Source organism: Bacteroides faecalis, from assembly GCF_003865075.1.
In the GTDB taxonomy this organism is placed as follows: Bacteria; Bacteroidota; Bacteroidia; order Bacteroidales; family Bacteroidaceae; genus Bacteroides; species Bacteroides faecalis.
Genome location: NZ_BHWB01000002.1, coordinates 168,093 through 194,994, shown reverse-complemented (window position 1 = coordinate 194,994; position 26,902 = coordinate 168,093). Strand labels below are relative to the sequence as shown.

Below are 26,902 nucleotides of genomic sequence, written 5' to 3'. Positions count from 1 at the left end.
TTACGCGAATTTTAGTATCACTAATACTTACATCAATAAATATGAAAAAGAATTTTTTAGGGCAATGGATGTTATTGACCATTGTATGTTTGGGACTTTCAGTAGGAGAGACTTATGCGCAAAAGTATGAATTTGCAAATTTCAAGCGTTTTGCAAAAGACAATTCTGAATTGTCGAAACCCACAAAGAAGGATAAGAGAGTTGTTTTTATGGGAAATTCTATTACAGAAGGTTGGATAAATACGCATCCGGACTTTTTTAAAAAGAATGGGTATATCAGTCGTGGTATAGGTGGACAGACCTCTTATCAATTTTTGTTGCGCTTTCGTGAAGATGTGATTAATCTTTCTCCTGCTTTGGTGGTGATCAATGCCGGTACAAATGATGTAGCAGAAAATACTGGGCCTTATGTTGAAGATTATACGTTTGGAAATATTGTTTCTATGGTAGAACTGGCTAAAGCAAATAAAATAAAAGTGATTTTGACTTCAGTGTTGCCGGCTGCCGGTTTCGGATGGAATCCAAAAATTACTGATGCTCCTCAAAAGATAAAAGCATTAAATAAACGGATTGAGGCTTATGCTAAAGCTAATAAAATTCCATATGTAGATTATTATCAATCAATGGTTGTTCCTGAAACTCTGGCTATGAATCCTGAATATGCAAGAGCTGGGGATGGGGTGCATCCGGTAAGCAAGGGATATGATGTGATGGAAGGTTTGATTAAGGTAGCAATTGATAAGGCGCTTTAATAAGTAGATACTTATAATATGTAGTATAGTTGAAATGCCACTTGATTATTTTTTCAAGTGGCATTTTTTATTGTAGTATGATTGTAGGGAAATTCAGAATTATCATGTAAATTTGTGGTATATTTAAAATTTAATAGTTATGATTAGACTGAATGTTTTTATTCAAGTAAGTGAAAGTAATCGTGCAGCACTGTTGGAGGCTGCAAAAGAATTGGTAGCTTCTTCTCTGAAAGATGGAGGCTGTATTGCATATGATATATTTGAGAGTTCCACACGTCCGGACATTCTCATGATTTGTGAAACATGGGCTGATGAGGAATCATTAGCTGCTCACGAAAAAGCAGTACACTTTGTGACTTTGGTTCCTAAAATACAGACCTTGGGAGCAATGAAGATAGAAAAATTTACTTTCTAGGATTGCAAAGAATGTAATAAAATTGCCACAGATTACTCTGATTCGCATTGATAAAATACTAGATATATGATATTTATGATCTGTGAGAATGTGTGTAATCTGTGGTAAGAAAAATTATCATTCATTTTTCCTTTTCTTATTTTTGTCAGAGTTTAGACATTATTTCTTTCCAACCGGATACTCTATCATATTGTTCATCAGAGATAAATATATTATGAGGTTGCGTAAATATATATTTTTTTCCATCAAATGTTCTGAGTTTTTTAGGTTGGTTATCAATCATAATATCTCCTTTTATGCTGTCTTTCCGTCCACAAAAGATCATTTGTTCCCAAATGATGAAAGAAAAATGCTTATATAGCCATGCTTGTTTTTCTGTTAAGTTCAGGGGGGATTCTGTGGCAGAGGAGACAATAAGCACTTTGTACTTATCATTAAGGTATTGTAGCCCTTCAATACTATCAGGCATAACAGGAACAGTTCTAAAAAAGCCAATGCTTCTTACATGTTTATTACAGGAAGGTAGTGCTTCTGTTTTCCATTTAAATCCTTTAATGCCTAATTCTTTATACTCCCATTCTATAAATTGAGAATAAACATCGGCTAACACACTATCCATGTCTACTAATATCTGTTGATTCATACTTTTTAGATTTTTTGATAGTTAAATATCATGTTGTTGTAAAATTTAATTAACAAAGCTCTATTTCCCATTTGCGGGCTTTTTCGCCTATCTTGCGGTTTTTCGATTTTTTAAAGAGGAACAATTAGTAAATGCCACATATTTACGAATAAAGTTTCATTATATCTTAGTTCTATTCCGAAATATATGTATATTTCGGTTATATGCAATAGCTTATAACTTTATAATATGCTAAAAGAAGAACGACATCAGTATATATTAAATCGACTTGGCGAAAATTATCGTATTTATATTACAGCGTTAAGTCAGGAATTGGGAGTAGCTGATGATACACTACGACGAGATTTGATAGAATTGGATGAACAAGGTCTAACAGCACCGGATCGTAAGGAGGCTATGGTAAAGAGCTTAATGATGAAACGTGCTCAAAAAAGAATCGTTTTGGCAGATAGTCATAAACTAAATAAAGCAAAAGATTATGTGATTGCTTCGTTAGGAGATGTAGACTATTTGGTGACAGAGGATGTTAAAGTTGAATCTATTAAGGAACATTGGGCGAGGACTTCATATACACTCTTATAATATTTATTCTTTTTCTTAAGGTATAGGCATAAAAAAAGGAGTACCGCTGTACTCCAACCTTTGTTAACCTTAAATCTAATACTATGAAAAACACATTGCAAAGGTACTGACTTTTTTGATATTAGCAAATAAATCAAACCTAACGGGTGTTTTTATAACACTAATTAAAAATAAACACTTTCTATTCTATGTTTATTAAGAAAGTATTAAAATAAAGTCGCTTATTATACTGTCATTATCCGGTTAAGATAGTGACAGTATGTTATAGACATGGTGACACCATTTGAGTTGGATTATGACGCTATTTTAGTCATAGCTTTTTTTGTTCTAAAAATAACAACAGAAAAGTTTATTCCCATTTTTCTTTCATTAAATCTTCTAGTTTCAGTAATTCATCACGATATTGAGCGGCTTCAATAAATTCGAGCTTCTTGGCTGCCTCTTGCATTAGTTTGCGAGTACGTTCGATACTCTTTTCCATCTGTGCCTTGCTCATATATTGGACTATCGGATCTGCTGCAATGTTTGGGCTGCTAGGTTCAATATAAGCCTTACTTTCTTTGAGGGGAGTAGCTGCTTCGGAAGTTGCATTGCCAAATACAGACAGATTCCGCGCTTTCTTGATTTGCTGTGGAGTAATTCCGTTTGCTTCGTTATAAGCTAACTGTTTTTCTCGTCTACGATTGGTTTCATCGATAGTAAGCCGCATACTGTCTGTAATCTTATCAGCATACATAATTACTTTACCGTTTACATTACGGGCTGCGCGTCCTGCTGTTTGTGTAAGTGAACGATGGGAACGGAGAAATCCTTCTTTGTCTGCATCGAGAATAGCTACAAGAGATACTTCAGGAAGGTCGAGTCCTTCACGAAGCAGATTGACTCCAATCAGCACGTCATACACTCCTTGGCGAAGATCATCCATGATTTTCACACGTTCTAATGTATCTACGTCACTATGTATATAATTACATCTTACATTATTATTAAGTAGATACTCTGTTAATTCCTCTGCCATACGTTTGGTGAGTGTAGTGACAAGTACTCTTTCTTCTTTTTCGATGCGTAGTTGAATTTCCTCCATCAAATCATCGATCTGATTTAAGCTGGGGCGGACTTCGATAATCGGATCGAGTAATCCGGTCGGACGGATTACCTGTTCTACAACGATACCTTCAGATTGAATAAGTTCATAGTCGGCAGGAGTTGCACTGACGTATATTACTTGTTTAGCCATTGTTTCGAACTCTTCAAATTTCAGTGGCCGGTTATCCATAGCCGCTGGCAATCGGAAGCCATATTCTACCAGGTTGATTTTTCGTGCACGATCTCCTCCATACATTGCACGTATTTGAGGAACACTTACATGACTTTCGTCTATAACAATTAGAAAATCATCAGGGAAGAAATCGAGCAAACAATAAGGACGAGTACCGGCGGCACGACCGTCGAAATAGCGCGAATAATTCTCAATACCGGAACAATGGCCTAACTCCCGAATCATTTCCATATCATAGGTGACCCGTTCATACAAACGTTTGGCTTCGTATTCTTTACCAATGGATTCAAAGTAGGCTACTTGCTTGGTCAGGTCATCTTCAATTTGATGAATAGCTTGAAGAGTTGCTTCTTTGGTAGTCATGAACAAGTTGGCTGGATATATTTTATAGGCTTCAAACGGAGCAATAGTAACTCCTGTTACAGGATCCACTTCTTCGATACCATCAATTTCGTCTCCCCAGAAAGTGACACGAAGAAGATTATCTGTATAAGCAAGATAAATATCTACTGTGTCTCCCTTAACACGAAAATTTCCACGGTTTAGGTCGATATCATTACGCACGTAAAGACTATCTACCAAACGGCGAAGAAAGACATTGCGGTCAAGCATTCGTCCCCGTTCTATCTCAATTACATTTTTATAGAAATCCGATGGATTACCCATACCATAAATGCAAGAAACAGAGGATACGACTACTACATCTTTTCGACCGGAGAGTAGGGCGGAGGTAGCAGCCAAACGAAGTTTGTCTATTTCATCATTGATGGCAAGATCCTTCTCTATATATGTATCCGAATTTGGTAAATAGGCTTCCGGTTGATAATAATCATAATAGGAAACATAATATTCTACAGCATTTTTAGGAAAGAATCCTTTAAACTCGCTGTATAACTGGGCAGCTAATGTTTTGTTATGACTCAAAATCAATGTTGGTTTATTGATCTGAGCGATTACATTGGCAATGGTAAATGTTTTTCCAGAGCCGGTAACACCTAATAAAGTTTGTGCAGGAACTCCTTGAAGTACCCCATCAGTCAGTTGGGCAATTGCTTCCGGTTGGTCCCCGGTAGGCTTGTAGGTAGATGTTAATTCAAAATTCATAGTTAAATCCTAAAAAGTGAAGCAATATTCGGGAAAATAATCGAGATATCAAATCATTTTTCCAAATAAATCCTTTACTTTGCAACATATTAATATCAAAAAACAGATTCATACAACTAGTAAATACCGGAAAAACATGATTTGGAATGAGAACATTGAGTGTATGGACCGCGAGGGTCTTCGAAAGATTCAAAGCATACGACTCAAGAAAATTGTAGACTACGTTTATCACAACACTCCTTTTTATCGGAAAAAAATGCAGGAACTGGGGATTACCCCTGATGATATCAAAAGTATTGATGATATTGTGAAGCTTCCGTTTACTACAAAACATGATTTAAGAGATAATTATCCTTTCGGACTTTGTGCAGTGCCGATGAGTCAGATTGTACGTATTCATGCTTCTTCTGGTACTACGGGAAAACCAACTGTGGTAGGATATACCCGCAAAGATCTTTCTTCATGGGCAGAATGCATTTCGCGTGCTTTTACTGCTTATGGTGCAGGTCGTTCGGATATATTTCAGGTTTCTTATGGATATGGACTTTTCACAGGAGGATTAGGTGCTCATGCCGGAGCGGAAAATATTGGTGCATCAGTGATTCCGATGTCTAGTGGTAATACGGAAAAGCAGATTACGTTGATGCATGATTTTGGTTCAACTGTCTTATGTTGTACTCCGTCGTATGCACTTTATTTGGCAGATGCAATAAAAGACTCCGGTTTGCCACGTGAAGAGTTTAATTTGAAGATAGGTGCTTTTGGTGCAGAGCCGTGGACAGAACATATGCGTCATGAAATAGAAGAAAAGCTGGGTATTAAGGCTTATGATATTTATGGCTTAAGCGAGATAGCGGGACCGGGAGTTGGTTATGAGTGTGAATGTCAGCATGGCACGCACTTGAATGAAGATCATTATTTCCCCGAAATTATTGATCCGAATACATTGCAATCGGTAGAACCTGGTCAAGCAGGTGAATTGGTATTTACGCATCTGACTAAAGAAGGTATGCCATTATTGCGCTACCGTACGCGTGATTTAACCGCCCTGCACTATGATAAATGTTCTTGCGGACGTACATTAGTTCGTATGGACCGTATTCTGGGACGTAGTGATGATATGTTGATCATTCGTGGTGTGAATGTATTCCCGACTCAGATTGAATCTGTCATTCTTGAAATGGCGGAATTTGAGCCGCATTATTTGTTAGTGATTGGCAGGGAGAATAATACTGATACTATGGAACTGCAGGTAGAAGTACGTTCGGATTTCTATTCTGACGAAATCAACAAGATGTTAGCTTTGAGGAAGAAACTGGCAGCCCGTTTACAAAGTGTTCTTGGCCTTGGCGTCAATGTGAAGCTGGTAGAACCGCGTAGTATTGAACGTAGTGTAGGCAAAGCAAAACGAGTAATTGATAACAGAAAACTTTAATAATTCAACAACTATGGTAGCAAAACAACTTTCTATCTTTTTGGAGAACAAGTCTGGCCGTTTAACGGAAGTGACTGAAGTACTGGCGAGAGAAAATATAAATCTTTCTGCATTGTGTATCGCTGAAAATGCTGATTTTGGTATTTTGCGCGGGATTGTATCTGATCCTGATAGAGCGTATAAAGCATTGAAGGATAATCATTTTGCTGTTAATATAACAGATGTGGTCGGAATCAGTTGTCCTAATGTTCCGGGAGCTTTAGCAACAGTGTTAGGGTATTTGTCTGCAGAAGGAGTGTTTATTGAATATATGTATTCATTTGCCAACAATAACATTGCGAATGTCGTGATTCGTCCTAGCAATCTGGATAGATGTATCGAAGTTCTGAAAGAAAAGAAAGTCGATTTGTTAGCGGCAAGTGATTTGTATAAACTATAAAATCTGGAAGTAAAACAGTGAGTAGCGGATAGACTATGCTATCGGATAAAAACGTAGCGCAGTCTGTTCGCTGTTTTTCGTTCATCGTTTGACGTTCTTTTTGTTCTTTTCGTTGATGTTTAACGCCTTTTTTGTATTAAAAAACATAGATTAATTGGTTAATTCCCTGCGAATACGTAACTTTGCGCATTATTTGAAATAGGATGAAGAAAAATATCATTATAACTTTACTTGTGGCAGCTACTCTAACTTCTTGTGGAGAGTACAATAAATTATTGAAAAGTACTGACTACGAATACAAGTACGAAGCTGCTAAAAATTATTTTGCGAAAGGACAGTATAATCGTTCGGCTACTTTGTTGAATGAGTTAATCACAATCCTAAAAGGAACAGATAAAGCGGAGGAATCTCTTTATATGTTAGGAATGAGCTATTTTAATCAAAAAGATTATCAGACAGCTGCCCAAACATTTATCACTTATTTTACTTCATATCCACGTGGTACTTTTACCGAATTGGCACGTTTCCATGCTGGTAAAGCATTATTCCTTGATACTCCGGAGCCACGTTTGGATCAGACGAGTACTTATCAGGCTATTCAACAGTTACAGATGTTCATGGAATATTTTCCAGAAAGTACAAAGAAGCAGGAAGCTCAGGATATGATTTTTGCTTTGCAGGATAAGTTGGTTTTAAAAGAACTTTATTCGGCAAGATTATATTATAATTTGGGTAATTATATGGGTAATAACTATGAGTCATGTGTAATCACAGCTCGGAATGCATTGAAGGATTACCCTTATACTGACTATCGCGAAGAACTCTCCATATTGATTTTGCGTGCTTTACACGAAATGGCTATATATAGTGTGGAAGATAAGAAGATGGACCGATATCGTGAAACGGTTGATGAATATTACGGCTTTAGGAATGAATTTCCGGAAAGTAAATATTTGAAGGAAGCTGAGAAAATATTCAATGAATCACAAAAAGTAATTAAAGACCAAATTTAAATAGATTTATGGACTACAAAAAGACGAATGCTCCTGCTACGACGGTAACCCGTGACATGATGGAACTCTGTTCTGATACAGGGAATGTTTATGAAACTGTTGCCATTATTGGTAAACGCTCTAACCAGATTAGTGTGGAAATCAAGAATGATCTTTCTAAGAAATTGGCTGAGTTTGCTTCTTATTCTGATAATATGGAAGAAGTATTTGAAAATAGAGAACAAATTGAAATTTCTCGTTATTACGAGAAATTGCCTAAACCGACGTTAATTGCTACGCAAGAATACGTCGAGGGAAAAATTTATTATAGAAATCCATCTAAGGAGAAGGAAAAACTTCAGTAATATATTTCCTGAAAAAAGACTGATAGTCAAGTAGTAAGCGGGAATTATTTCCTTATTTCTTATTGCTTGGCTATTATTGTTTAACTTAACTATTATAGAATATTTATGATTCAACGGATTCAAACTGTTTATTTATTAATTGTTACAGTTGCGCTGATTACAGCAATGTGTTTGCCTATGGGATATTTTGTTGATGCTACCGGGGCAATGGGAGAATGTGCTTTTAAAGCTTTGGGGTTGGATGTGAATGGAGCTTTTCACTCTACTTGGGGCTTGTTCGGTATCCTAATGCTTAGTACAATAGTAGCTCTTGCAACTATATTTCTATATAAGAACCGTATGCTGCAGATTCGTATGTCTATTTTTAACAGCTTGTTATTGGTAGGATTTTATATCGCTTTTGCTGCATTTTATTTTGCTTTAAAGAATGACGTAAATTCTTTCCGGATTGGTTGGGCTTTGTGCTTACCACTTATTTCTATTATTCTTAATATATTAGCTATACGTGCCATTGGACGTGATGAGGTGATGGTGAAAGCTGCAGATCGATTGAGATAGTTTCTTGAATTCTTCCAAGCAATCAATTAAAGAGGAATCTTAGATTAAAAATAATTTTCAAATAAGAATATGACCACTAACTTTTTGATGGGTTAGTGGTCATATTCTTATTTGATTGTACTAATAAAGTTTTTTATTTTTTCAAATCAAACAAGTAGGTGAGTTTCACTGTGATAGTACCATGTGCTGCACGTGAGAAATAGTCTTTCTTTGACGTGCTATAAAAGTCGGATAAAGCGAAATAATATCTTCCTTCAACCAGAAAGCTACCTGCTTTTTTAGTTCTTAGTTCTACTCCACCACCACCGGCAATACCGTAATCGAATTTATTATCAAGCTTGCCACCATAGACCGCTTTCTGAGTATTTGTCAGAGAGTTCATATCTATATTTGTTGTTTTTTCCGATTCTCCTATCAAGAAACCGATTTGTGGACCTAAATTTAGAAAAAACTGCAATCCTTTTTCATTTCCAAATGCTAAATGGGCTAGAAAAGGGATATCGATATAATTCAATTTTCGAGTATATGCTCTGCTGGTATCTTTGACGGGTTCTCCGTTTTCTCCTGCTATCTCAAATAATTCATCCCAACCTCTTTGTGAAAAGTTTAATTCTACTTGCGCACCGCATATCATAGCAAAATACTTCTCGGAAATATAGCGTGCTGTTAATCCTCCGGTAATTCCCATCAAACTATTTTGTTTGATAGTAGGAGTAAAAGATGCACTATTTAAATTCACTCCTCCATTAAATCCGACAGAAAAGTTGTGACGAGCTTCACCTATTTGTGCACTTGCAGGAAAGACTAGTCCTATAAGTAATGAAGCAGCAATCAGACATGTTTTTATCTTTATCATCATTGTACTATTCGAAATCAAGTTTTTCTAATTCAAAATTCTTGGTGAAATGGATGAAGAATACTTTCTTATTGATAAATCCTCCCCAATTATTCACCCGTTCGAATAAGAATCCTGTTTGTATTGGAGTCAGATTCATTTTAGGTAGATTATTTTCTAGCTCGGAACCGAAACGCGACAATCCTTTTAAAAAGAAAAATCCGGTATCAAAGCCTAACATTGCATAATTGGGATATTTGCTGGTAAGATCTTTACTATACCATTTATGATAAGCATTAGTAAATTGTATAGCAGCAGGGAATAAGGTGTTCATATAGAATGATGAATAAAAATAGACATCCAATTCAAAGAAATTCTCCAAGTGATCAAGAGTATATGTTTGCCATTCCGGGTAGCCGAATAGGTGGATTCTCTGATCCGGAGCCTCCCTAACTAACATAGTAAGTTGAGGTAGGGCTTTAATTAACAACACATTACTGCCAGATGTCGGAATGAATATATTTTCTTTGTCACTGCGTAGTGTTGCTTTTAGAGTTTCTTTGGTATCATTTTCACTGACACTGTTCATGGAAATGCCTTTGCTCTTTAGTTCTTGTTTTAATCCTTTAATGAACTCTGCTTTATCTTTGTCCGGACTGGTCGGTTCGATGAAGATAACATGAGCATTGGGAAATTGGCGAGTGAAATGTTCATATACTTTCGAATATAAATAAGACTGAGGGGTGTTTATCTGGTAAATGGAAGGATTGTTGAATACTTCTTCACTGTTTTGAGAGAAAGGAATTACTAGACGAATGTCATTCTTTTGGGCAAAATCAGACAACGGCTTGATATGTTGTTGGTGCATTGGACCAAAAATAATATTCATTTTTTGCATTTCCTTCTTTGACAGTATATTGTTTAGGGCAGAAGCATCTTTGCCTGATTCATATACATACAGATCAATAGAAGTCCCAATACGCTTTAAGCTATCAATTGCCATCAGAAATCCTTCGTAATATTCTACCATACGTTTTTCCTCATGGAAGGGGAGAATTAAAGCTGCTTTTATAGTTGAGATTTCTTCTGGAGCCTCTTTTATTTTGTTGAATAATTCACTGTTACTTGGTGGAATCACATTCAAATCTTCTTTTGGGGTAGGATCCACTGTAGTCGCGTTTGGATAAGGAATACAAAGGAGTTGCCCCTTTTTCATACCTTCCTTTAATTCAGGATTAGCGGCTATCAGTTCTTGTTCAGTGATTCCGTATTCGCGACTTACACTAAAGATCGTTTCTTTGCGTTTTACCTTGTGCATATCTTTGCATCTAGACTGTACTGGTCCTTGAATGGCAGTTTGTTCAACAGGAGGTTGAATAGTGGCAGCAGTAGTCCTTTCTTCTTCTAATGGAATTCGGATTACTTGACCTATGCGGAAATTTTCGGCACTAAGTCCGGGATTGGCATCACAAATTGCTTTGGCAGACACTTTATATAAAGTAGTAAGCTTATAAAGAGTTTCTCCTGCTTGAATAGTGTGAAATGTTTCCCCTTTCTGGCTAGCTTGTCCTTGTGGAATTTTAATAGTTTGTCCAGCATAAATTTTCTCTTCACATCCAGGATTCAACCGAATAATGTCTGCTGTGGTGACATTATACATCTTAGAAATAGAGTATAAATTCTGCCCTTTTTCAATGGTGTGCAAAATGTAAGATTGGTTCTCTTGCGCATAACTAGTTACGTATGAAGCGCTTGCTAAAAGCAAAAGTATAAATATTCGACTGATCGGTTTCATCAATTAATTACTATTAGTTCTTGAAATCAAGGAACAAAGGTACGAATTATGGCTTATATCTTCATAAGATTTGAGTTAAGAAAATAATATTGTGCTTTTTTAGGAGCATATTTCAGGCGGAAACATTAATTTTGCAACATTTATGAAGAAGATGAATATGCAAGAAACAGAATATATTAATGTATATGGTGCACGGGTACACAACCTGAAAGATATTGATGCTGAGATTCCTCGTAATAGTTTGACTGTGATTACTGGATTGAGCGGAAGTGGAAAGTCTTCCCTCGCATTCGATACAATTTTTGCTGAGGGACAACGCCGTTATATTGAGACTTTTTCCGCGTATGCACGTAATTTCTTGGGAAATTTGGAACGTCCGGATGTAGATAAGATTACAGGATTAAGCCCTGTTATTTCTATTGAACAGAAAACGACGAATAAGAATCCACGTTCTACGGTGGGGACTACAACGGAAATATATGATTATCTTCGTTTACTCTATGCCCGAGCTGGTATAGCCTATTCGTATCTGTCAGGGGAAAAGATGGTGAAATATACGGAAGAGCAGATTTTGGATCTTATTCTGAAAGATTATAAAGGCAAGAAAATATATTTGCTTGCTCCATTAGTCCGTTCACGTAAAGGACATTATAAGGAACTTTTTGAACAAGTCCGTAAGAAAGGGTATTTATATGTACGTGTAGATGGGGAAGTTCGTGAAGTGGCACATGGCATGAAACTAGATCGTTATAAAAATCACGATATCGAGGTCGTGATAGATAAGCTGATAGTTGCGGATAAAGATGATAAGCGGTTGAAACAAAGTGTGGCGACTGCTATGCGGCAAGGAGATGGTTTGTTGATGATACTGGATGCTCAGACCGAAAGTGTTCGGCATTATAGTAAACGGTTGATGTGTCCTGTCACAGGATTGTCTTATCGTGAACCGGCTCCTCACAATTTCTCGTTCAATTCTCCTCAGGGGGCATGTCCGAAATGCAAAGGATTGGGTGTAGTTAGTCAGATTGATATAGATAAGGTGATTCCTGATCGGGACTTGTCTATTTACGAAGGCGCGATTGCTCCATTGGGTAAATATAAAAATGCGATGATTTTTTGGCAAATAGGGGCTTTAATGGAGAAGTATGAAGCAAATTTGAAAACTCCTGTGAAAGAATTGCCGGATGATGCGATTGATGAGATCTTATATGGTTCTGATGAACGGATTAAAATAAAGAGTTCACTGATTGGAACTTCTTCTGATTATTTTGTGACCTATGAAGGTGTAGTGAAGTACATTCAGATGTTACAGGAGAAAGATGCTTCGGCTACAGCACAGAAGTGGGCGGAGCAGTTTGCCAAGACAACTGTTTGTCCTGAATGTAAAGGTGCTCGTCTGAATAAGGAGGCACTTCATTTTCGTATTCATGATAAGAATATTAATGAATTAGCTATCATGGATATCAACGAGTTGTATGCCTGGCTGATGAATGTGGATGAGTTTCTGTCTGATAAACAAAAAAAGATAGCAGCTGAGATCCTGAAAGAAATTCGTACCCGTTTGAAATTCCTATTAGATGTTGGATTGGATTATCTGGCTCTGAATCGTAGTTCGGTAAGTCTTTCGGGAGGTGAAAGCCAGCGTATCCGTTTGGCTACACAAATTGGTTCGCAATTGGTCAATGTACTTTATATATTGGATGAGCCGAGTATCGGTTTACATCAGCGCGACAACTTGCGTCTGATTAATTCTTTGAAGGAACTTCGTGATATGGGGAATTCTGTCATTGTAGTGGAACATGACAAAGATATGATGTTGGCAGCCGACTATGTTATTGATATGGGACCGAAGGCTGGGCGTCTTGGTGGAGAAGTCGTATTTGCTGGAACTCCGCAAGAGATGGTGAAAACTGATACGATGACTTCCCAATATTTGAATGGGAGGATGAAGATAGAAGTTCCTGTCAAGAGAAGGAAAGGTAATGGAAAATCTCTGTGGTTGAAAGGGGCTAAAGGAAATAATCTAAAGAATGTAGATGTGGAATTTCCTTTGGGAAAATTAATTTGTGTAACGGGAGTTTCGGGAAGCGGTAAGTCTACGCTAATCAATGAGACCTTGCAACCTATTCTTTCGCAGAAGTTCTATCGTTCTTTGCAAGATCCTTTGGAGTATGATTCTATTGAAGGATTAGAAAATATTGATAAAGTTGTAAACGTCGATCAATCTCCGCTAGGGCGGACTCCGCGTTCTAATCCGGCTACTTATACAGGTGTATTTTCAGATATTCGTAATTTGTTTGTCGGGTTACCTGAAGCAAAGATTCGTGGGTATAAACCGGGGCGTTTCTCTTTTAATGTGGCAGGTGGGCGTTGTGAGGTCTGCTCGGGAAATGGTTATAAAACGATTGAAATGAACTTCTTGCCGGATGTGTATGTGCCTTGTGAGGTTTGTCATGGCAAACGTTATAATCGTGAAACGTTAGAAGTACGTTTCAAAGGGAAGTCTATTGCCGATGTTTTGGATATGACTATTAATCGTGCAGTAGAGTTTTTTGAGAATGTTCCACAAATTCTGAATAAGATTAAAGTGTTGCAGGATGTCGGATTGGGATATATTAAGTTAGGACAGTCGTCCACTACACTTTCTGGTGGAGAAAGTCAACGTGTAAAATTGGCAACTGAGTTGTCAAAACGTGATACTGGTAAAACATTGTACATTTTGGACGAACCTACAACTGGATTGCATTTTGAAGATATCCGGGTATTAATGGGAGTCTTAAATAAGTTAGTTGATAAAGGAAATACAGTTATTGTTATTGAACATAATCTGGACGTTATTAAAATGGCGGATTATATTATAGATATGGGTCCCGAAGGTGGTAAAGGAGGAGGGGAACTCCTGAGTTATGGAACTCCTGAAGAGGTTGCAAAAAGTCAGAAAGGATATACTCCGAAGTTTCTTCGCGAGGAACTTTCCTTATGATTATAAGGAAGTAGAAATAAAAAATGATAAGTGAGAAAGACTACTCAGATAATGAGAATATGAATGATCCAGGTCGTATTTTTCAATATGAACAAGACACTAACGGATACATTACCAAAATTAAATCAAGTAGTAAATTGACCTATCAGGATAAAGTGTATGATACAACAAGTACTTTTATAATAAACTATAAAGAATGATATTTCTTTTCTGAAAAATAATACATAAATAAAAAATGAATGCGCTGATAAATAGGAAACAGGCATTCATTTTTTTATTTAATACATTCTTTTCTGATTTATTGTTCGAACTTTATTATTTTTGCGAATAAAAATTCAGAAAAGAAACAAGAATGAAAATTAATAAGACTAATGCTGCCCGTCTGCTGGATAAGGCTAAAATACCTTATGAACTCATCCCTTATGAAGTAGATGAAAATGATCTAAGTGCTATTCATGTAGCTGCCAGTCTGGGAGAAAATATAGAACAAGTGTTTAAAACGTTAATTCTCCATGGGGATAAAAGTGGTTATTTTGTTTGTGTTATTCCCGGAGAACATGAGGTTGATTTGAAATTAGCTGCAAAAGCTTCTGGAAATAAAAAGTGTGATCTAATTCCTGTGAAAGAGCTTTTGCCATTGACGGGATATATTCGTGGAGGATGTTCACCCATCGGTATGAAAAGGCATTTCCCAACTTATATTCATGAAACTTGCCGGGACTTTTCGTATATTTATGTAAGTGCAGGAATACGTGGATTGCAAATAAAAATAGCTCCGAATGATTTGATTCGTGAGGTGCAAGCAGAAGTTTGTCTGTTGTATATCGAGTAAATTCCGGAAAAAGTATATATTTGCAAGAAATATATAAAAACAAATTCAATTTATTAATTAAAAAACTTATATCTATGTTCAAGAAACACCCTAAGGGTTTGATTGGCGCGGCATTGGCAAATATGGGAGAGCGTTTTGGCTTCTATATCATGATGGCAATCTTAACACTGTTTATTTCTGCAAAATTTGGATTGTCCGAAATTACTACCGGATACATTTATTCCGTATTTTATGCTTTAATCTATATTTTAGCTTTGGTAGGAGGTATTATTGCCGATAAAACGAGGAACTTCAAAAGGACTATTCTGATAGGTCTGATATTAATGGCTGTCGGCTATTTGATAATTGCTATTCCTACTCCCACACCAGTTCCTGATATGGCTCTTTATTTAGGATTAACTTGTCTGGGACTTTTTGTGATTGCTTTTGGTAATGGTTTGTTTAAAGGAAATCTTCAAGCATTGGTAGGTCAGATGTATGATGACCCAAAATATTCTGGTTTGCGCGACTCTGGTTTCCAGATATTTTATATGTTTATTAATATAGGTGCTGTATTTGCTCCATTTATTGCTATTGGTGTACGTAACTGGTGGTTGCAAGTGAATAATTTGGATTACGATGCTAGCTTGCCTGAGTTGTGTCATCAATATCTGGAAAAAGGAAGTGAAATGGCTCCACAAGCTATGGAAAATTTAACTACATTAGCTAATAAAGCTGTTTTAGATGCTACTCCTGTTACAGATATGAATGTATTTGTACATAACTACCTTGATGTGTTTAATCGTGGTTTCCAATATGCTTTTATGGCTGCCATCGCTGCAATGATAATTTCATTAGTAATTTATATCGTGAATAAGAATCGTTTTCCGGATCCTGCAAAGAAAGTTGTAGTCAATAAGGGTGGTAATGCAACGGTTAGTAAAGAAGAAATAGCAATGAGTGCAACCGAAATCAAACAACGTATATATGCTTTGTTTGCAGTTTTTGGCGTCGTGATCTTTTTCTGGATGTCTTTCCATCAGAACGGTTATTCTCTGACATATTTTGCTCGTGATTATGTTGATTTAAGCGTTATTAATGTCGACCTGGGCTTTACCCAAATAAAGGGTGCTGAAATATTCCAAAGTGTTAATCCTTTCTTTGTTGTATTCCTTACTCCATTTATCATGTGGCTATTTGGTGCTTTGAAAAAGATAAATAAGGAACCATCTACTCCTATGAAAATTGCTATTGGTATGGGTATTGCTTCATTGGCATATATATTCCTAATGGTATTCTCGTTCACATTACCTTCAAAAGAAGTATTAGGTACTATGAGTGCCAATGAAATAGAGGCAATTCGTGTTACTCCATGGGTTATGGTTGGTTTATATTTTATCCTTACAGTCGCTGAGTTGTGTATTTCTCCATTAGGGTTATCATTTGTATCTAAAGTTTCACCTCCTCATTTGCAAGGATTGATGCAGGGATGTTGGTTGGCTGCAACTGCGGTAGGTAATTTATTGGTATTTATCGGTGGTATACTTTATACAACAGTTCCGATTTGGGCTTGTTGGTTGGTGTTTGTTGGTGCAACTGGCGTTTCAATGATATTGATGCTTTCAATGGTGAAATGGCTGGAGCGAGTTGCTAAGTAAAGTTCTGGTTATAACATTAAATGAAAAAACCGGTACATCTATTGATACTTTAATAAAAATAGATGTATCGGGGTTATAATTTATAATCTTCGAACTGAATTTTTTAATGACTGTTATATTTAATATCAATCATTGAGAAGTTTTATTTTTTTATTGAGAAGAAAAAAATAATCTATTAGCATATTTTTCTATAAAGAAAATAGGTTTTGTTAATGGAAAAAAGAAGTGCAGAGGCTTCTTTTTATATTTCCAATCCCATGATATAATCATTCATATAATATCCATTTCCGATCGGAAAATCTCCTTCACGTAGTTTTTTCATTCCCATATGTTCGTAGAATTTTAGCGCTTTGTTATTACGGTTTACATTAAGTTCCATCAAGCATGGGCTCGGGTGTACTTCTTTAATGTATTTAATAGCCTCTCTAAATAGGAAGCTACCGCAATGAGCATTCTGGAAATTAGGCAGAACATATATTTTTTGTAGGTGAAATACATTATTTTCCTGAGGTTGTACTGAAACATATCCACATGGTTCACATTCTTCATAAGCAATAAAGTAAACATGCCCTTCTTCTTCTATCTGTTTACGTATGTTTTCAGGACTGTACATCCAATCCATCATATAATTTAATTGCTCAGAAGATAATATTTCTTTGTAGGTGGCAGGGAAAACATCTTGAGCCATCTTATTGATTAAATTGCAATCGTTGACTGTTGCTTTTCGAATAGTAAACATATGATCGTACTTAATTTGTAGTTTTACGGTATGCAAATATAGCCATTATTTCTTTTTATAATAAGGTGATTACTGTTTAATTGATTAATTATTGTTAAATTATAGTACTTTGTAATGCATAGTACTAAAGTAATACATATATTTGTTGCATCAAAAAGATTTGTTATGAATGTAGACAATGTAAAATCTCAGATGCGAAAAGGCCTATTAGAGTATTGCATTATGCTGTTGCTCCATAAAGAACCTGCCTATGCTTCGGATATTATTCAGAAACTGAAAGAAGCACAGTTGATTGTAGTGGAAGGTACTCTATATCCACTGCTTACTCGTCTGAAAAATGATGATTTGTTAAGTTATGAATGGGTGGAGTCTACCCAAGGACCACCGCGTAAGTATTATAAGTTAACAGAGAAAGGAGAAGCTTTTCTTGACGAACTGGAACTTTCGTGGAAAGAACTGAATGAGACTGTGAATCATATTGCTAATAGATAAATTGAAAAAGAAATAGGATGAAAAAGACATTAACTGTTAATTTGGGTGGAACCGTTTATCATATTGATGAAGATGCCTATAATTTGTTGGACAATTATTTAGATAATATTCGTTTGCACTTCCGTAAACAACAGGGAGCAGAAGAAATTGTGAACGATATGGAGAATCGTATTGCTGAATTGTTTTCAGAGAAGATTACTTTAAGTAAACAGGTGATTACAATTTCTGATGTAGAAGAGGTTATTTCGCGTATGGGAAAGCCGGAAGATTTTGAGGACAATTCAGAATATAATGAGTCTCAAAAGAATTCACAGCAGACAGGAAATTCCGGAAGTGATGTATCTAATCAAAGTGGAACAGTACATCGTCGGTTATATCGAGATCCGGACGAAAAAATGCTCGGTGGAGTTGCCGCTGGTTTGGCAGCATATTTGGGATGGGATATTACCTTAGTACGTATATTAATGGTGATATTAGTTTTTATTCCCTATTGTCCGGTAATTATCTTTTATTTGATTGCTTGGATTGTTATTCCTGAAGCACGTACAGCAGCAGAAAAATTGAGTATGCGTGGACAAGCAGTGACGGTAGAGAATATTGGTAAGACTGTAACTGACGGTTTTGAACGTGTATCGAATGGAGTAAACGATTATGTAAATTCGGGTAAACCTCGTTCCTTTTTACAGAAAGCGGTTGATCTTTTTCTTTCTGTGATCGCTTTTTTCTTTAAGCTTGTATTAGTCATTTTGGCAATTGCCATATGTCCTTTCCTGCTGATTGCAGCCATCGTTTTAGTAGCTGCTTTAATAGGAATTATTGCTCTTCTGCTTGGATTGGGAGGAATGCTTTTTGGTGCATTGCCTGCTGTAATACCAGGATTGGATTTGACCATTGCCTGGAACTCACCTTGGACATTTGTTGCTTGGATTGTATTGATTTTATTCTTTGGTATCCCACTTTTTGCATTGGTACATACCATCTTCCGTTCCATATTCAATTGGACTGCGATGTCTAAAAGGTTAAGAGTTTCTTTATTGCTCATCTGGCTATTTTGTTTATTGTTGGTACCTATATTCTTTTTTATGCCAAGCATCAAGAGGACAGAAACACAGTATATACGTTATGAAAAATCAAATACTACGGTAGATACAATTTATAATAATAAAGATACGATTCGAATAGATACCTTGCAATATTAAATATGCCTTAAAATGTGTCCCGTTTGTGTGTCCGGGGCACATTTTTTGTTATGTTTGTAATGAACATATTCAAGAGAGTAAAGTATGGGTGAACATATATGTTTCAGAAGAAACGAGCGCTTGGCTACCGTTAATCCTTATTGGAGAGGAAATCCGATGGTACGTGGGCGTTTTTTTAATCGGCAACACCGTTTCCGTCCTGGTATGGGAAGTGTGCTGAAATGGCGTTTATCTCCAAATCCTCAACGGAAAGAGAAAAAAACAGTGAAATGGGATCCGAAAGTATGCTATCTTCGTTCGTTGGATGCGGTTGTAGGGGATTCATTAATATGGCTGGGGCATAATTCCTTTTTTCTTCAATTGGCAGGAAAGCGGGTGATGTTTGATCCGGTTTTTGGAAGCATTCCATTTGTGAAGAGACGAAGTGAGTTTCCTGCCAACCCTGACATATTTACAGGAATCGATTATTTGCTGGTTAGTCATGATCATTTTGACCATTTGGATAAACAAAGTATAGCAAGGTTATTGAAAAATAATCCTCAGATGAAACTATTCTGTGGATTAGGGACGGGAGAATTGCTAAAGAACTGGTTTCCGGAAATGGAAGTAATTGAAGCTGCATGGTATCAGCAACTTGAAGACGAGGCTCTGAAAATAACTTTTCTTCCTGCCCAACATTGGAGTAAACGCTCTGTACGAGATGGTGGACAACGTCTCTGGGGAGCTTTCATGTTACAGGGCGATGGTATTTCACTTTACTATAGCGGAGATACCGGATATTCTAAACATTTTCAGGAAATCCCAGAGCTTTTTGGAGCACCGGATTATGCACTATTGGGAATTGGAGCGTATAAGCCTCGTTGGTTTATGCGACCTAATCATATTTCACCTTACGAATCATTGACGGCTGCTGAAGAAATGCAGGCGGGACTTACCATTCCGATGCATTATGGTACTTTTGATTTATCAGATGAACCGCTTCACGATCCACCTAAAGTTTTTGCAGCCGAAGCTAAAAAGCGGAAGATACAGATAGAAATTCCACACTTGGGACAGATTGTGAAATTGCATAAAAAGAAATAGATTATTGGAATACGAACAAGTAAGAACTAAAAGTATAAAAAGAGATGAAGAAATTAGAAATCAAAGAATTATCGGATAACTTTTTCGAGTCTATCGGAAAAGAGTGGATGCTGGTGACAGCCGGAACAAAAGAGAAATTTAATACAATGACTGCAAGCTGGGGTGGTATTGGTTGGTTATGGAATAAGCCAGTTGCTTTTGTTTTTATTCGTCCTGAACGCTATACCTACGAATTTATAGAAAAGAATGAGTCTTTGACACTTTCCTTCTTAGGTGAAGAAAATAAGAAAATTCATGCTATTTGTGGTTCCAAATCGGGACGGAATATTGATAAGGTGGAAGAAACAGGTTTAAAGCCTGTATTTACTGAACAGGGGAATATACTTTTTGAGCAATCCCGTTTGACATTAGAATGTAAAAAACTATATGCTGATGGTATTAAACCTGAATGTTTTTTGGATAAAGAATCTTTAGAAAAATGGTACGGAGGAGTACATGGTGGTTTTCATAAGATATATATTGTAGAAATTAAGAATATTTATTCTCGTTAAAATCGTAAGGATAAATCTATAATCAAGATCTGAATAAGACATTAAATATCATAAATCTACTTGCAAACTGCTTACAAAATATCTTTTTGTAGGCAGTTTGGTCTGATTCTGTCATTATTTGAATAAATATTTCTCTTCGTTTTTCTATATTTTTCCAATCTTTGCAGCATTGAAAACTATCAATGAAAGCTTATTTATGCGAAGTAGACTAAAATAATTTTGTAAACCATATAATAAAAAGAAAACATGAAAAAACTTTTTGCAGTAGCTTTATTGGCTCTGATGAATGTGTGGAATGTATTTTCTGCAGACATTCCTCGTCCGGAATATCCCCGTCCACAATTTGAACGTGCGGATTGGGTAAATTTGAATGGTACTTGGACTTATGAATTTGATTTTGGAAATTCGGGAAAAGATAGGAAATTACAGGAAACTGATAAATTTAAAAACAACATTATTGTACCTTTCTGCCCGGAAAGTAAACTTTCTGGCGTCGAGCATACTGATTTTATTAATCAGATGTGGTATCAGCGTCCTTTGACGATACCGGCAAATTGGAATGGAAAGAAGATCTTTTTGAATTTTGGTGCTGTAGATTATTGTGCAGAGATCTTTATTGATAAAAAGTTTATCGCTCGTCATTTTGGAGGTAGTTCATCGTTCTCTATTGATCTAACACGTTATGTAAAACCTGGTCAAACTCATAATTTAGTAGTTTTTGTGAAGGACGATTTGCGTTCGGGTGAACAGACTGGTGGTAAGCAATGCACAAATTACTTCTCAGGAGGTTGTTCTTATACACGTGTAACAGGTATCTGGCAGACTGTATGGATGGAAGCTGTAGCTCCTAACGGACTGAAGACTGTTTTTGCACGTCCTGATATCGATCAGAAACAACTGGTTATTTTACCTGAATTTTATCAGGAATCAAATGACGGAACATTGGAAGTGACGGTATTGGATGGTAAGAAAACTGTTGCAAAGAAAGAAGTTAGCAGTTGTAATGGTTCAGTAGTTGTTCTTCCGATGAAGAATATGAATCTTTGGACACCGGAGACCCCTTTCCTTTATGATGTCGTTTATCGTGTAAAAGATGCTAAGGGGAATGTGATTGATGAAGTAAAATCATATGTGGGTATGCGTAAAGTGCATACAGCAAATGGTATATTCTATTTGAATAACGAGCCTTATTATCAACGTCTTGTGCTAGATCAAGGTTATTATCCTGATGGAATTTGGACTGCTCCCAGCGACGAAGCTTTAAAGAATGATATTGTATTAGGTAAAGAGGCAGGTTTCAACGGTGCCCGTTTACATCAGAAAGTATTTGAAGAGAGATATTATTATTGGGCAGATAAGCTAGGATATATCACTTGGGGAGAATCTGCAAGTTGGGTGTTGGATGTAAATAAAGAACTTGCTGCTCGTAACTTTATCGGAGAATGGTCTGAGGTTGTACTGCGCGATCGTAACCATCCTTCATTGGTGACTTGGACTCCGTTTAACGAAACATGGGGAGGTGGAAAAGATGCTTATGTACGTTTGGTGAAAGATGTATATCATATTACTAAAGGGATTGATCCGACTCGTCCTATAAATGACGCTAGTGGTGATAATCACGTTCTGACAGATATTTGGAGCGTTCATAATTACGAGCAAGATCGTGCAAAACTGACTGAGCAACTGAAGTTTGAAGAAGGTAAAGAACCATACCGTAATACTAGAGATAAAGATTTTTTGGCGGTGTATGAAGGCCAGCCTTATATGTTAGATGAGTTTGGTGGTATTCCTTGGATGGCAGAAAAAGACCGTAAGAATTCATGGGGATATGGTGGAATGCCTGCTAATGAAGAAGAATTCTACAAACGTCTTGAGGGACAGATTGATGCATTGATAGATTCAAAACATGTTTGGGGCTTTTGTTATACACAATTAACAGACGTAGAACAAGAAAAGAATGGGGTTTATTATTATAATCGCACTCCTAAATTGGATATGAAACGTATAAAAGCTATTTTCGAGAAGATTCCAAGCAGACCTGGAAAATAATATTTATAGTTTGAAATTAAAAAAATAAAATGTCCTATATGTTGCATCCAAATAGCAAACATATAGGACATTTCTTATATTCTTTTTTGCAAAAGCTTTATATTTACTTTTTAGCTTCCGGTTTCAGCCATTTATCCAGCCATTCAAAGAAAGTACGTTGCCATAGAATTCCATTCTGCGGTTTCAGTACCCAGTGATTTTCATCAGGATAAATCAACAACTCTGCTGGTACGCCACGCATTACTGCAGCATCAAAAGCCGCCATTGCCTGATTAGCTAAAATACGATAATCTTTCTCTCCATGTATGCAAAGGATAGGAGTGTCCCATTTGTCTACAAACTGGTGTGGAGAATTAGCAAAGGTACGTTGTGCTATCGGATTTTGTTTTTCCCAGTAAGCACCTCCCATATCCCAGTTTGCAAACCATTTCTCTTCGGTTTCGAGGTATTGCATTTCCATATTGAAGATTCCGTCGTGAGCAATAAATGCTTTGAAACGTTTGTCATGATGTCCGGCTAACCAATATACAGAGAAACCACCGAAGCTAGCTCCCACACATCCCAAACGGTCTTTGTCTACATACGATTCCTTGGTCATTTCATCAATAGCAGTGAAGTAATCTTTCATGCACTGCCCACCATAGTCACCACTGATCTGTTCGTTCCATTCAACACCAAATCCTGGTAATCCACGACGGTTTGGAGCAACAATAATATAGTCGTTGGCAGCCATAATCTGGAAATTCCAACGATAAGACCAGAATTGGCTGACAGGACTTTGAGGACCGCCTTCACAGAACAATAAGGTAGGATACTTCTTATTAGGGTCGAACTGAGGAGGATAAATGATCCATGTCAGCATGTCTTTACCGTCGGTTGTTTTCATCCATCGACCTTCCACTTTACCCATTTCCAACTGGTCGTAGATTTGTTTATTTTCTTGTGTTAGTTGGGTAGTGGCACCGTCTAGTGCAACTGCATAAATTTCGTCACCCATGCTGATAGAATGACGTTTGGCTATTAGTTTGTCACCGAAAAGCGCAACTCCTTCATAATCATACATTCCCGAGGTAACAGCTTTTACAGAGTCGTTTGTCAGGTTGAGCGCATAGATTTGAGTTTCCCCATGCCATACTCCTGTAAAATAAATCCTCTTAGCGTCCGCACTCCATACAAAAGCATCCACATTCGATTTAAAAGCTTTGCTGACAAAACGTTTCTCACCCGTTTCCAGGTCCATGATGAACAAACGGTTCAGGTCTGCTTCATAACCGTCACGTTCCATGCTTTGCCATGCGATATATTTGCCGTCCGGAGAATATTGTGGATTCGTGTCGTATCCTTTATTTTCTTCGGTGATGTTTTTGGTTTCCTTTGTCTTTAAGTCATAGATATAGATGTCCGAGTTGGTGGAGATTGCATATTCTAAGCCTGTCTTTTTTCGACACGTATATGCTATTTTATCTGATGTTGTGTTCCATGCCAGTTGTTCAATGCCACCCCATGGTTTCATCGGACTTTCGTATGGTTTACCTTCTAAGATGTCTACGATATTAGAGAGTCCTTTGTTGTCAAGATTGGCAATAAAAGGATGTGGCGCGGTTGTCACCCATTCATCCCAATGTTTATACATTAAATCGGTGATGATGATACCCGTAGCTTTAGGAAGATCCGGATATTTTTCAGCCGTACTTTCCTTAGTCTTTACTTGAGAGATGAAAAGAATCTTCTTGCCATCCGGAGAAATAGAGTATCCCTCGATGTCTCCATCATAGTTGGTTAGTTGCTTACGTTCGCTGCCATCCGGGTTCATTTCATAAAGTTGGCTGCTTCCGTGGTCGTTACTCAGAAATGCAAGTTTACTTCCTCCTTTAATCCAGGTAACTTCATTCTCCTGATAAGGAGTGTGCGTGATTTGCTGATTATCGCTACCATCTGCGTTCATTACAAAAACTTCGCGATTACTTTTGTTTTCCGGCACACTGTAGTAAGCTACTGTATATGCAATTTTTTTGCCGTCGGGTGATACAGAAAGTCCGCCGATACGTCCCATTGCCCAAAGTGCTTCAGGAGTCATGCGTTTCCCTTCAATTTTAATATCCGATTTCCCGATAAGCACCTGATCTGTTTTGCCTGCTTCTTTATTTTCACTACAGGCTGCTAACAACATTGCTGCTGACATCATAAATAGATTTACTTGCCTCATATTTTTTAATAATGATTTAATATTAATCGGACAAATATACGATAATAAAACGATTTTACTTATCTTTGGAACGTATAAAACATTCAGTACCGAACTATGAATATATATAAACCGGAAATAGCAGAACTATTATTATTGGTTGAAAAAAAATATAGTAAACCTTTGCGTACGACTACCGATTTTGATGAGTTTTCTTTCTATTTGCAGAAAAACTCATTTGGGGTAATATCAACTTCTACTCTGAAACGTTTATGGGGATACGTGAATGATATGCATAAACCACGTGTACAAACACTTGATTTATTATCTCGTTATATAGGTTTTGATTTCTTTACTACTTTTTGTAGCTACTTAAAGAGTAGTAGTGCTTACAATTCCTCTTTCTTCTCGGCTCATCAAGTGATGGCAAAAGAACTTGCTCCCGGAGCAGAAGTGGAAATTGGATGGTCACCGAATCGTTATTTACGTTTGCAGTATAGAGGAAATGCGGTGTTTGAGGTACAAGAGGCAAAACAGTCTAAACTGCAAAAGGGAGATTGTTTTGAGACTGCTACTTTTCTCAAAGGACAACCGTTATTTCTTCCGTACATCTTGCGGGATGGGACTCGCACTTCTCCATTTATAGCAGGACGAAACGGAGGTCTTACTTTACTGAACTGTATTGAACATGAATGATGATTCTTTTACTTCCGGTTTCTTAAAGGAAGATATCCTTCCGAATGATACGGCTTTTACGGATATACAGGAAATATATACTTCTACTTCGGGATATAATCAATTATTCCGTTGTCATCGGTATGGTAAATTGCATATACTGAAGGCATTGCAACCCATGTATCGGAAGACGGCCTTTTGTGAACAAGCACTTGAAAAGGAGTTTAATATCGGTTATCAGTTGGAACATCCTCATATTTGCAGAACTTTGAGTTGGGAGAAGATTTCTTCATTGGGGCATTGTATCCTATTAGAATATGTGGACGGGATAACTTTGAAAGAGTTTATACAGCAGGGAAAACTGACTTTACCATTGGCGATTAAAATTTTAACGGAATTGTGCAGTGCTTTGCAATATATCCATAGCAAACAGATTGTCCATCGGGATTTAAAACCAAGTAATATTCTGATTACTCATAATGGTAATAATGTCAAACTCATAGATTTTAGCCTTTCCGACTGTGACGATTACGATGTGTTGAAACTTCCTGCCGGTACTCGGTATTATCTTGCTCCCGAGATACTCCAACCGGGTACTTCTTTAGACTTGCGTGCGGATATCTATTCATTAGGTGTGATAATCGGAGAAATGGCCACTTTGCTTAAAGACAAACATTTGGCTGCCGTCTCACGTAAGTGTACCTGCCAGAAGCGTGATAAACGTTATGCCTCTGCTACGGAAGTGATCAGTGCAGTTGTTGCTACTCATAAAGTGCGGTTTTATATGGTTATAGCTGCTGCCATGTTGGCTGGTATTACCTTCTTGGCTATTTATTTTAATACCGATACTCCTTCGGTTTCTCCGACTTTCTATCCTGTCTACGGAAATCAAGTTAGTAGTGAGAACTGCCGTCGTTTGCTTGCTTCGGAACGGTTACGGATGCTTCATTCTTCCGATTCATTGTCGGATGAGAAACGTTGGCAGACTGACAGCCTGCAACTTATCAGGCGGCTGAAAGAGATGTTGGATGAAGAGTATCCATTACCGGAACTACGACAATCCGTTACTTATCAACGTCAGTGGGAGAGTTTGCAACAAGAGGCGTTCCGGCAATTGCAACAAATTAAACTTCTTGTTCAACAACGTTAATCAGATTGCTTATAGTTACTTATGATGTAGTCTATTAGGTAATAATTTCTTCTCTTTTAATAGTAAAGTTACTTTGTCTTAATGGTAAAGTTTCTGTGTATTAAGAAAAAACTATAAACGGAACTTTTGTTTT

Annotated in this window: 24 protein-coding genes; 18 read left to right on the top strand and 6 right to left on the bottom strand. The window is 37.0% G+C overall.

What is annotated here, in order from left to right:
* Positions 1–41 precede the first annotated feature (41 nt).
* Both EJF25_RS03575 and EJF25_RS03570 read left to right on the top strand, forming a co-directional pair.
* Positions 42–752, top strand: a complete 711-nt coding sequence (locus EJF25_RS03575; protein WP_073350184.1) for an SGNH/GDSL hydrolase family protein — start codon at positions 42–44, stop codon at positions 750–752.
* Between the two features lie 139 nt (positions 753–891).
* Entirely contained in the window at positions 892–1,167 is a 276-nt protein-coding gene (locus tag EJF25_RS03570) for a putative quinol monooxygenase (protein WP_125040081.1), read from the top strand.
* Between the two features lie 145 nt (positions 1,168–1,312).
* Here the strand turns inward: EJF25_RS03570 and EJF25_RS03565 are convergent, their stop codons facing one another.
* Complete coding sequence (locus tag EJF25_RS03565; protein ID WP_125040080.1) at positions 1,313–1,810, bottom strand: 5' nucleotidase, NT5C type; 498 nt, start codon at positions 1,808–1,810, stop codon at positions 1,313–1,315.
* 228 nt (positions 1,811–2,038) lie between these two features.
* Here EJF25_RS03565 and EJF25_RS03560 point away from each other — a divergent pair, with 228 nt between their 5' ends.
* Positions 2,039–2,392, top strand: coding sequence for a DeoR family transcriptional regulator (locus EJF25_RS03560; protein ID WP_125040079.1), 354 nt, complete (start codon positions 2,039–2,041; stop codon positions 2,390–2,392).
* A gap of 349 nt (positions 2,393–2,741) precedes the next feature.
* Here the strand turns inward: EJF25_RS03560 and uvrB are convergent, their stop codons facing one another.
* The gene (gene uvrB / locus EJF25_RS03555) at positions 2,742–4,775 is read right to left on the bottom strand and encodes an excinuclease ABC subunit UvrB (protein ID WP_125040078.1); all 2,034 of its coding nucleotides are present in this window, start codon (positions 4,773–4,775) and stop codon (positions 2,742–2,744) included.
* 136 nt (positions 4,776–4,911) lie between these two features.
* Here uvrB and EJF25_RS03550 point away from each other — a divergent pair, with 136 nt between their 5' ends.
* From EJF25_RS03550 to EJF25_RS03530, 5 genes are all read left to right on the top strand, one after another.
* Positions 4,912–6,210: a phenylacetate--CoA ligase family protein gene (locus EJF25_RS03550; RefSeq protein WP_125040077.1), complete on the top strand. Its 1,299-nt coding sequence runs from the start codon at positions 4,912–4,914 to the stop codon at positions 6,208–6,210.
* A gap of 13 nt (positions 6,211–6,223) precedes the next feature.
* Positions 6,224–6,649 (top strand): ACT domain-containing protein, encoded by a 426-nt coding sequence (locus EJF25_RS03545; protein WP_125040076.1) that lies wholly within the window; start codon positions 6,224–6,226, stop codon positions 6,647–6,649.
* Positions 6,650–6,852: 203 nt separating this feature from the next.
* On the top strand, positions 6,853–7,662 hold the full coding sequence (locus EJF25_RS03540; protein WP_125040075.1) for an outer membrane protein assembly factor BamD: 810 nt from the start codon (positions 6,853–6,855) through the stop codon (positions 7,660–7,662).
* Positions 7,663–7,670: 8 nt separating this feature from the next.
* Positions 7,671–8,006 carry a DNA-directed RNA polymerase subunit omega gene (locus EJF25_RS03535; protein WP_125040074.1) on the top strand — a complete coding sequence of 112 codons (336 nt, stop codon included), beginning with the start codon at positions 7,671–7,673 and terminating at the stop codon, positions 8,004–8,006.
* Positions 8,007–8,111: 105 nt separating this feature from the next.
* Positions 8,112–8,564 carry a DUF4293 domain-containing protein gene (locus tag EJF25_RS03530; protein WP_125040073.1) on the top strand — a complete coding sequence of 151 codons (453 nt, stop codon included), beginning with the start codon at positions 8,112–8,114 and terminating at the stop codon, positions 8,562–8,564.
* Positions 8,565–8,697: 133 nt separating this feature from the next.
* On the opposite strand, the gene EJF25_RS03525 is transcribed toward EJF25_RS03530, so the two are convergent.
* A complete protein-coding gene (locus tag EJF25_RS03525; RefSeq protein ID WP_125040362.1) occupies positions 8,698–9,420 on the bottom strand; it encodes a porin family protein in 723 nt (240 codons plus the stop codon).
* 7 nt (positions 9,421–9,427) lie between these two features.
* The gene (locus EJF25_RS03520; protein ID WP_125040072.1) at positions 9,428–11,194 is read right to left on the bottom strand and encodes a muramidase family protein; all 1,767 of its coding nucleotides are present in this window, start codon (positions 11,192–11,194) and stop codon (positions 9,428–9,430) included.
* A gap of 157 nt (positions 11,195–11,351) precedes the next feature.
* Between EJF25_RS03520 and uvrA the strand changes: the two genes are divergently transcribed.
* The 3 genes from uvrA to EJF25_RS03505 all read left to right on the top strand — a co-directional run bounded on the left by uvrA (position 11,352) and on the right by EJF25_RS03505 (position 16,646).
* Positions 11,352–14,177 carry an excinuclease ABC subunit UvrA gene (gene uvrA, locus EJF25_RS03515; protein ID WP_125040361.1) on the top strand — a complete coding sequence of 942 codons (2,826 nt, stop codon included), beginning with the start codon at positions 11,352–11,354 and terminating at the stop codon, positions 14,175–14,177.
* A gap of 352 nt (positions 14,178–14,529) precedes the next feature.
* On the top strand, positions 14,530–15,009 hold the full coding sequence (ybaK, locus tag EJF25_RS03510) for a Cys-tRNA(Pro) deacylase (RefSeq protein WP_125040071.1): 480 nt from the start codon (positions 14,530–14,532) through the stop codon (positions 15,007–15,009).
* A gap of 74 nt (positions 15,010–15,083) precedes the next feature.
* Entirely contained in the window at positions 15,084–16,646 is a 1,563-nt protein-coding gene (locus tag EJF25_RS03505; RefSeq protein ID WP_125040070.1) for a peptide MFS transporter, read from the top strand.
* 241 nt (positions 16,647–16,887) lie between these two features.
* Here the strand turns inward: EJF25_RS03505 and EJF25_RS03500 are convergent, their stop codons facing one another.
* Entirely contained in the window at positions 16,888–17,385 is a 498-nt protein-coding gene (locus tag EJF25_RS03500) for a GNAT family N-acetyltransferase (protein WP_125040069.1), read from the bottom strand.
* A gap of 165 nt (positions 17,386–17,550) precedes the next feature.
* Between EJF25_RS03500 and EJF25_RS03495 the strand changes: the two genes are divergently transcribed.
* The 5 genes from EJF25_RS03495 (at position 17,551) to EJF25_RS03475 (ending at position 22,759) form a co-directional block, all read left to right on the top strand.
* Entirely contained in the window at positions 17,551–17,877 is a 327-nt protein-coding gene (locus EJF25_RS03495) for a PadR family transcriptional regulator (protein ID WP_125040068.1), read from the top strand.
* A 17-nt stretch (positions 17,878–17,894) separates the two neighbouring features.
* Positions 17,895–19,076: a PspC domain-containing protein gene (locus EJF25_RS03490; protein ID WP_125040067.1), complete on the top strand. Its 1,182-nt coding sequence runs from the start codon at positions 17,895–17,897 to the stop codon at positions 19,074–19,076.
* A gap of 84 nt (positions 19,077–19,160) precedes the next feature.
* Complete coding sequence (locus EJF25_RS03485; protein WP_125040066.1) at positions 19,161–20,159, top strand: MBL fold metallo-hydrolase; 999 nt, start codon at positions 19,161–19,163, stop codon at positions 20,157–20,159.
* Between the two features lie 44 nt (positions 20,160–20,203).
* Positions 20,204–20,710: a flavin reductase family protein gene (locus EJF25_RS03480; RefSeq protein WP_125040065.1), complete on the top strand. Its 507-nt coding sequence runs from the start codon at positions 20,204–20,206 to the stop codon at positions 20,708–20,710.
* A 246-nt stretch (positions 20,711–20,956) separates the two neighbouring features.
* Positions 20,957–22,759, top strand: a complete 1,803-nt coding sequence (locus EJF25_RS03475; RefSeq protein ID WP_125040064.1) for a glycoside hydrolase family 2 protein — start codon at positions 20,957–20,959, stop codon at positions 22,757–22,759.
* Positions 22,760–22,862: 103 nt separating this feature from the next.
* On the opposite strand, the gene dpp5 is transcribed toward EJF25_RS03475, so the two are convergent.
* Positions 22,863–24,965, bottom strand: a complete 2,103-nt coding sequence (gene dpp5 / locus EJF25_RS03470; protein WP_125040063.1) for a dipeptidyl-peptidase Dpp5 — start codon at positions 24,963–24,965, stop codon at positions 22,863–22,865.
* Between the two features lie 96 nt (positions 24,966–25,061).
* Here dpp5 and EJF25_RS03465 point away from each other — a divergent pair, with 96 nt between their 5' ends.
* Positions 25,062–25,640 (top strand): hypothetical protein, encoded by a 579-nt coding sequence (locus tag EJF25_RS03465; protein WP_125040062.1) that lies wholly within the window; start codon positions 25,062–25,064, stop codon positions 25,638–25,640.
* The gene (locus EJF25_RS03460) at positions 25,633–26,769 is read left to right on the top strand and encodes a serine/threonine protein kinase (protein ID WP_125040061.1); all 1,137 of its coding nucleotides are present in this window, start codon (positions 25,633–25,635) and stop codon (positions 26,767–26,769) included. The genes EJF25_RS03465 and EJF25_RS03460 overlap by 8 nt, the downstream gene beginning before the upstream one ends.
* Positions 26,770–26,902: the final 133 nt, after the last annotated feature.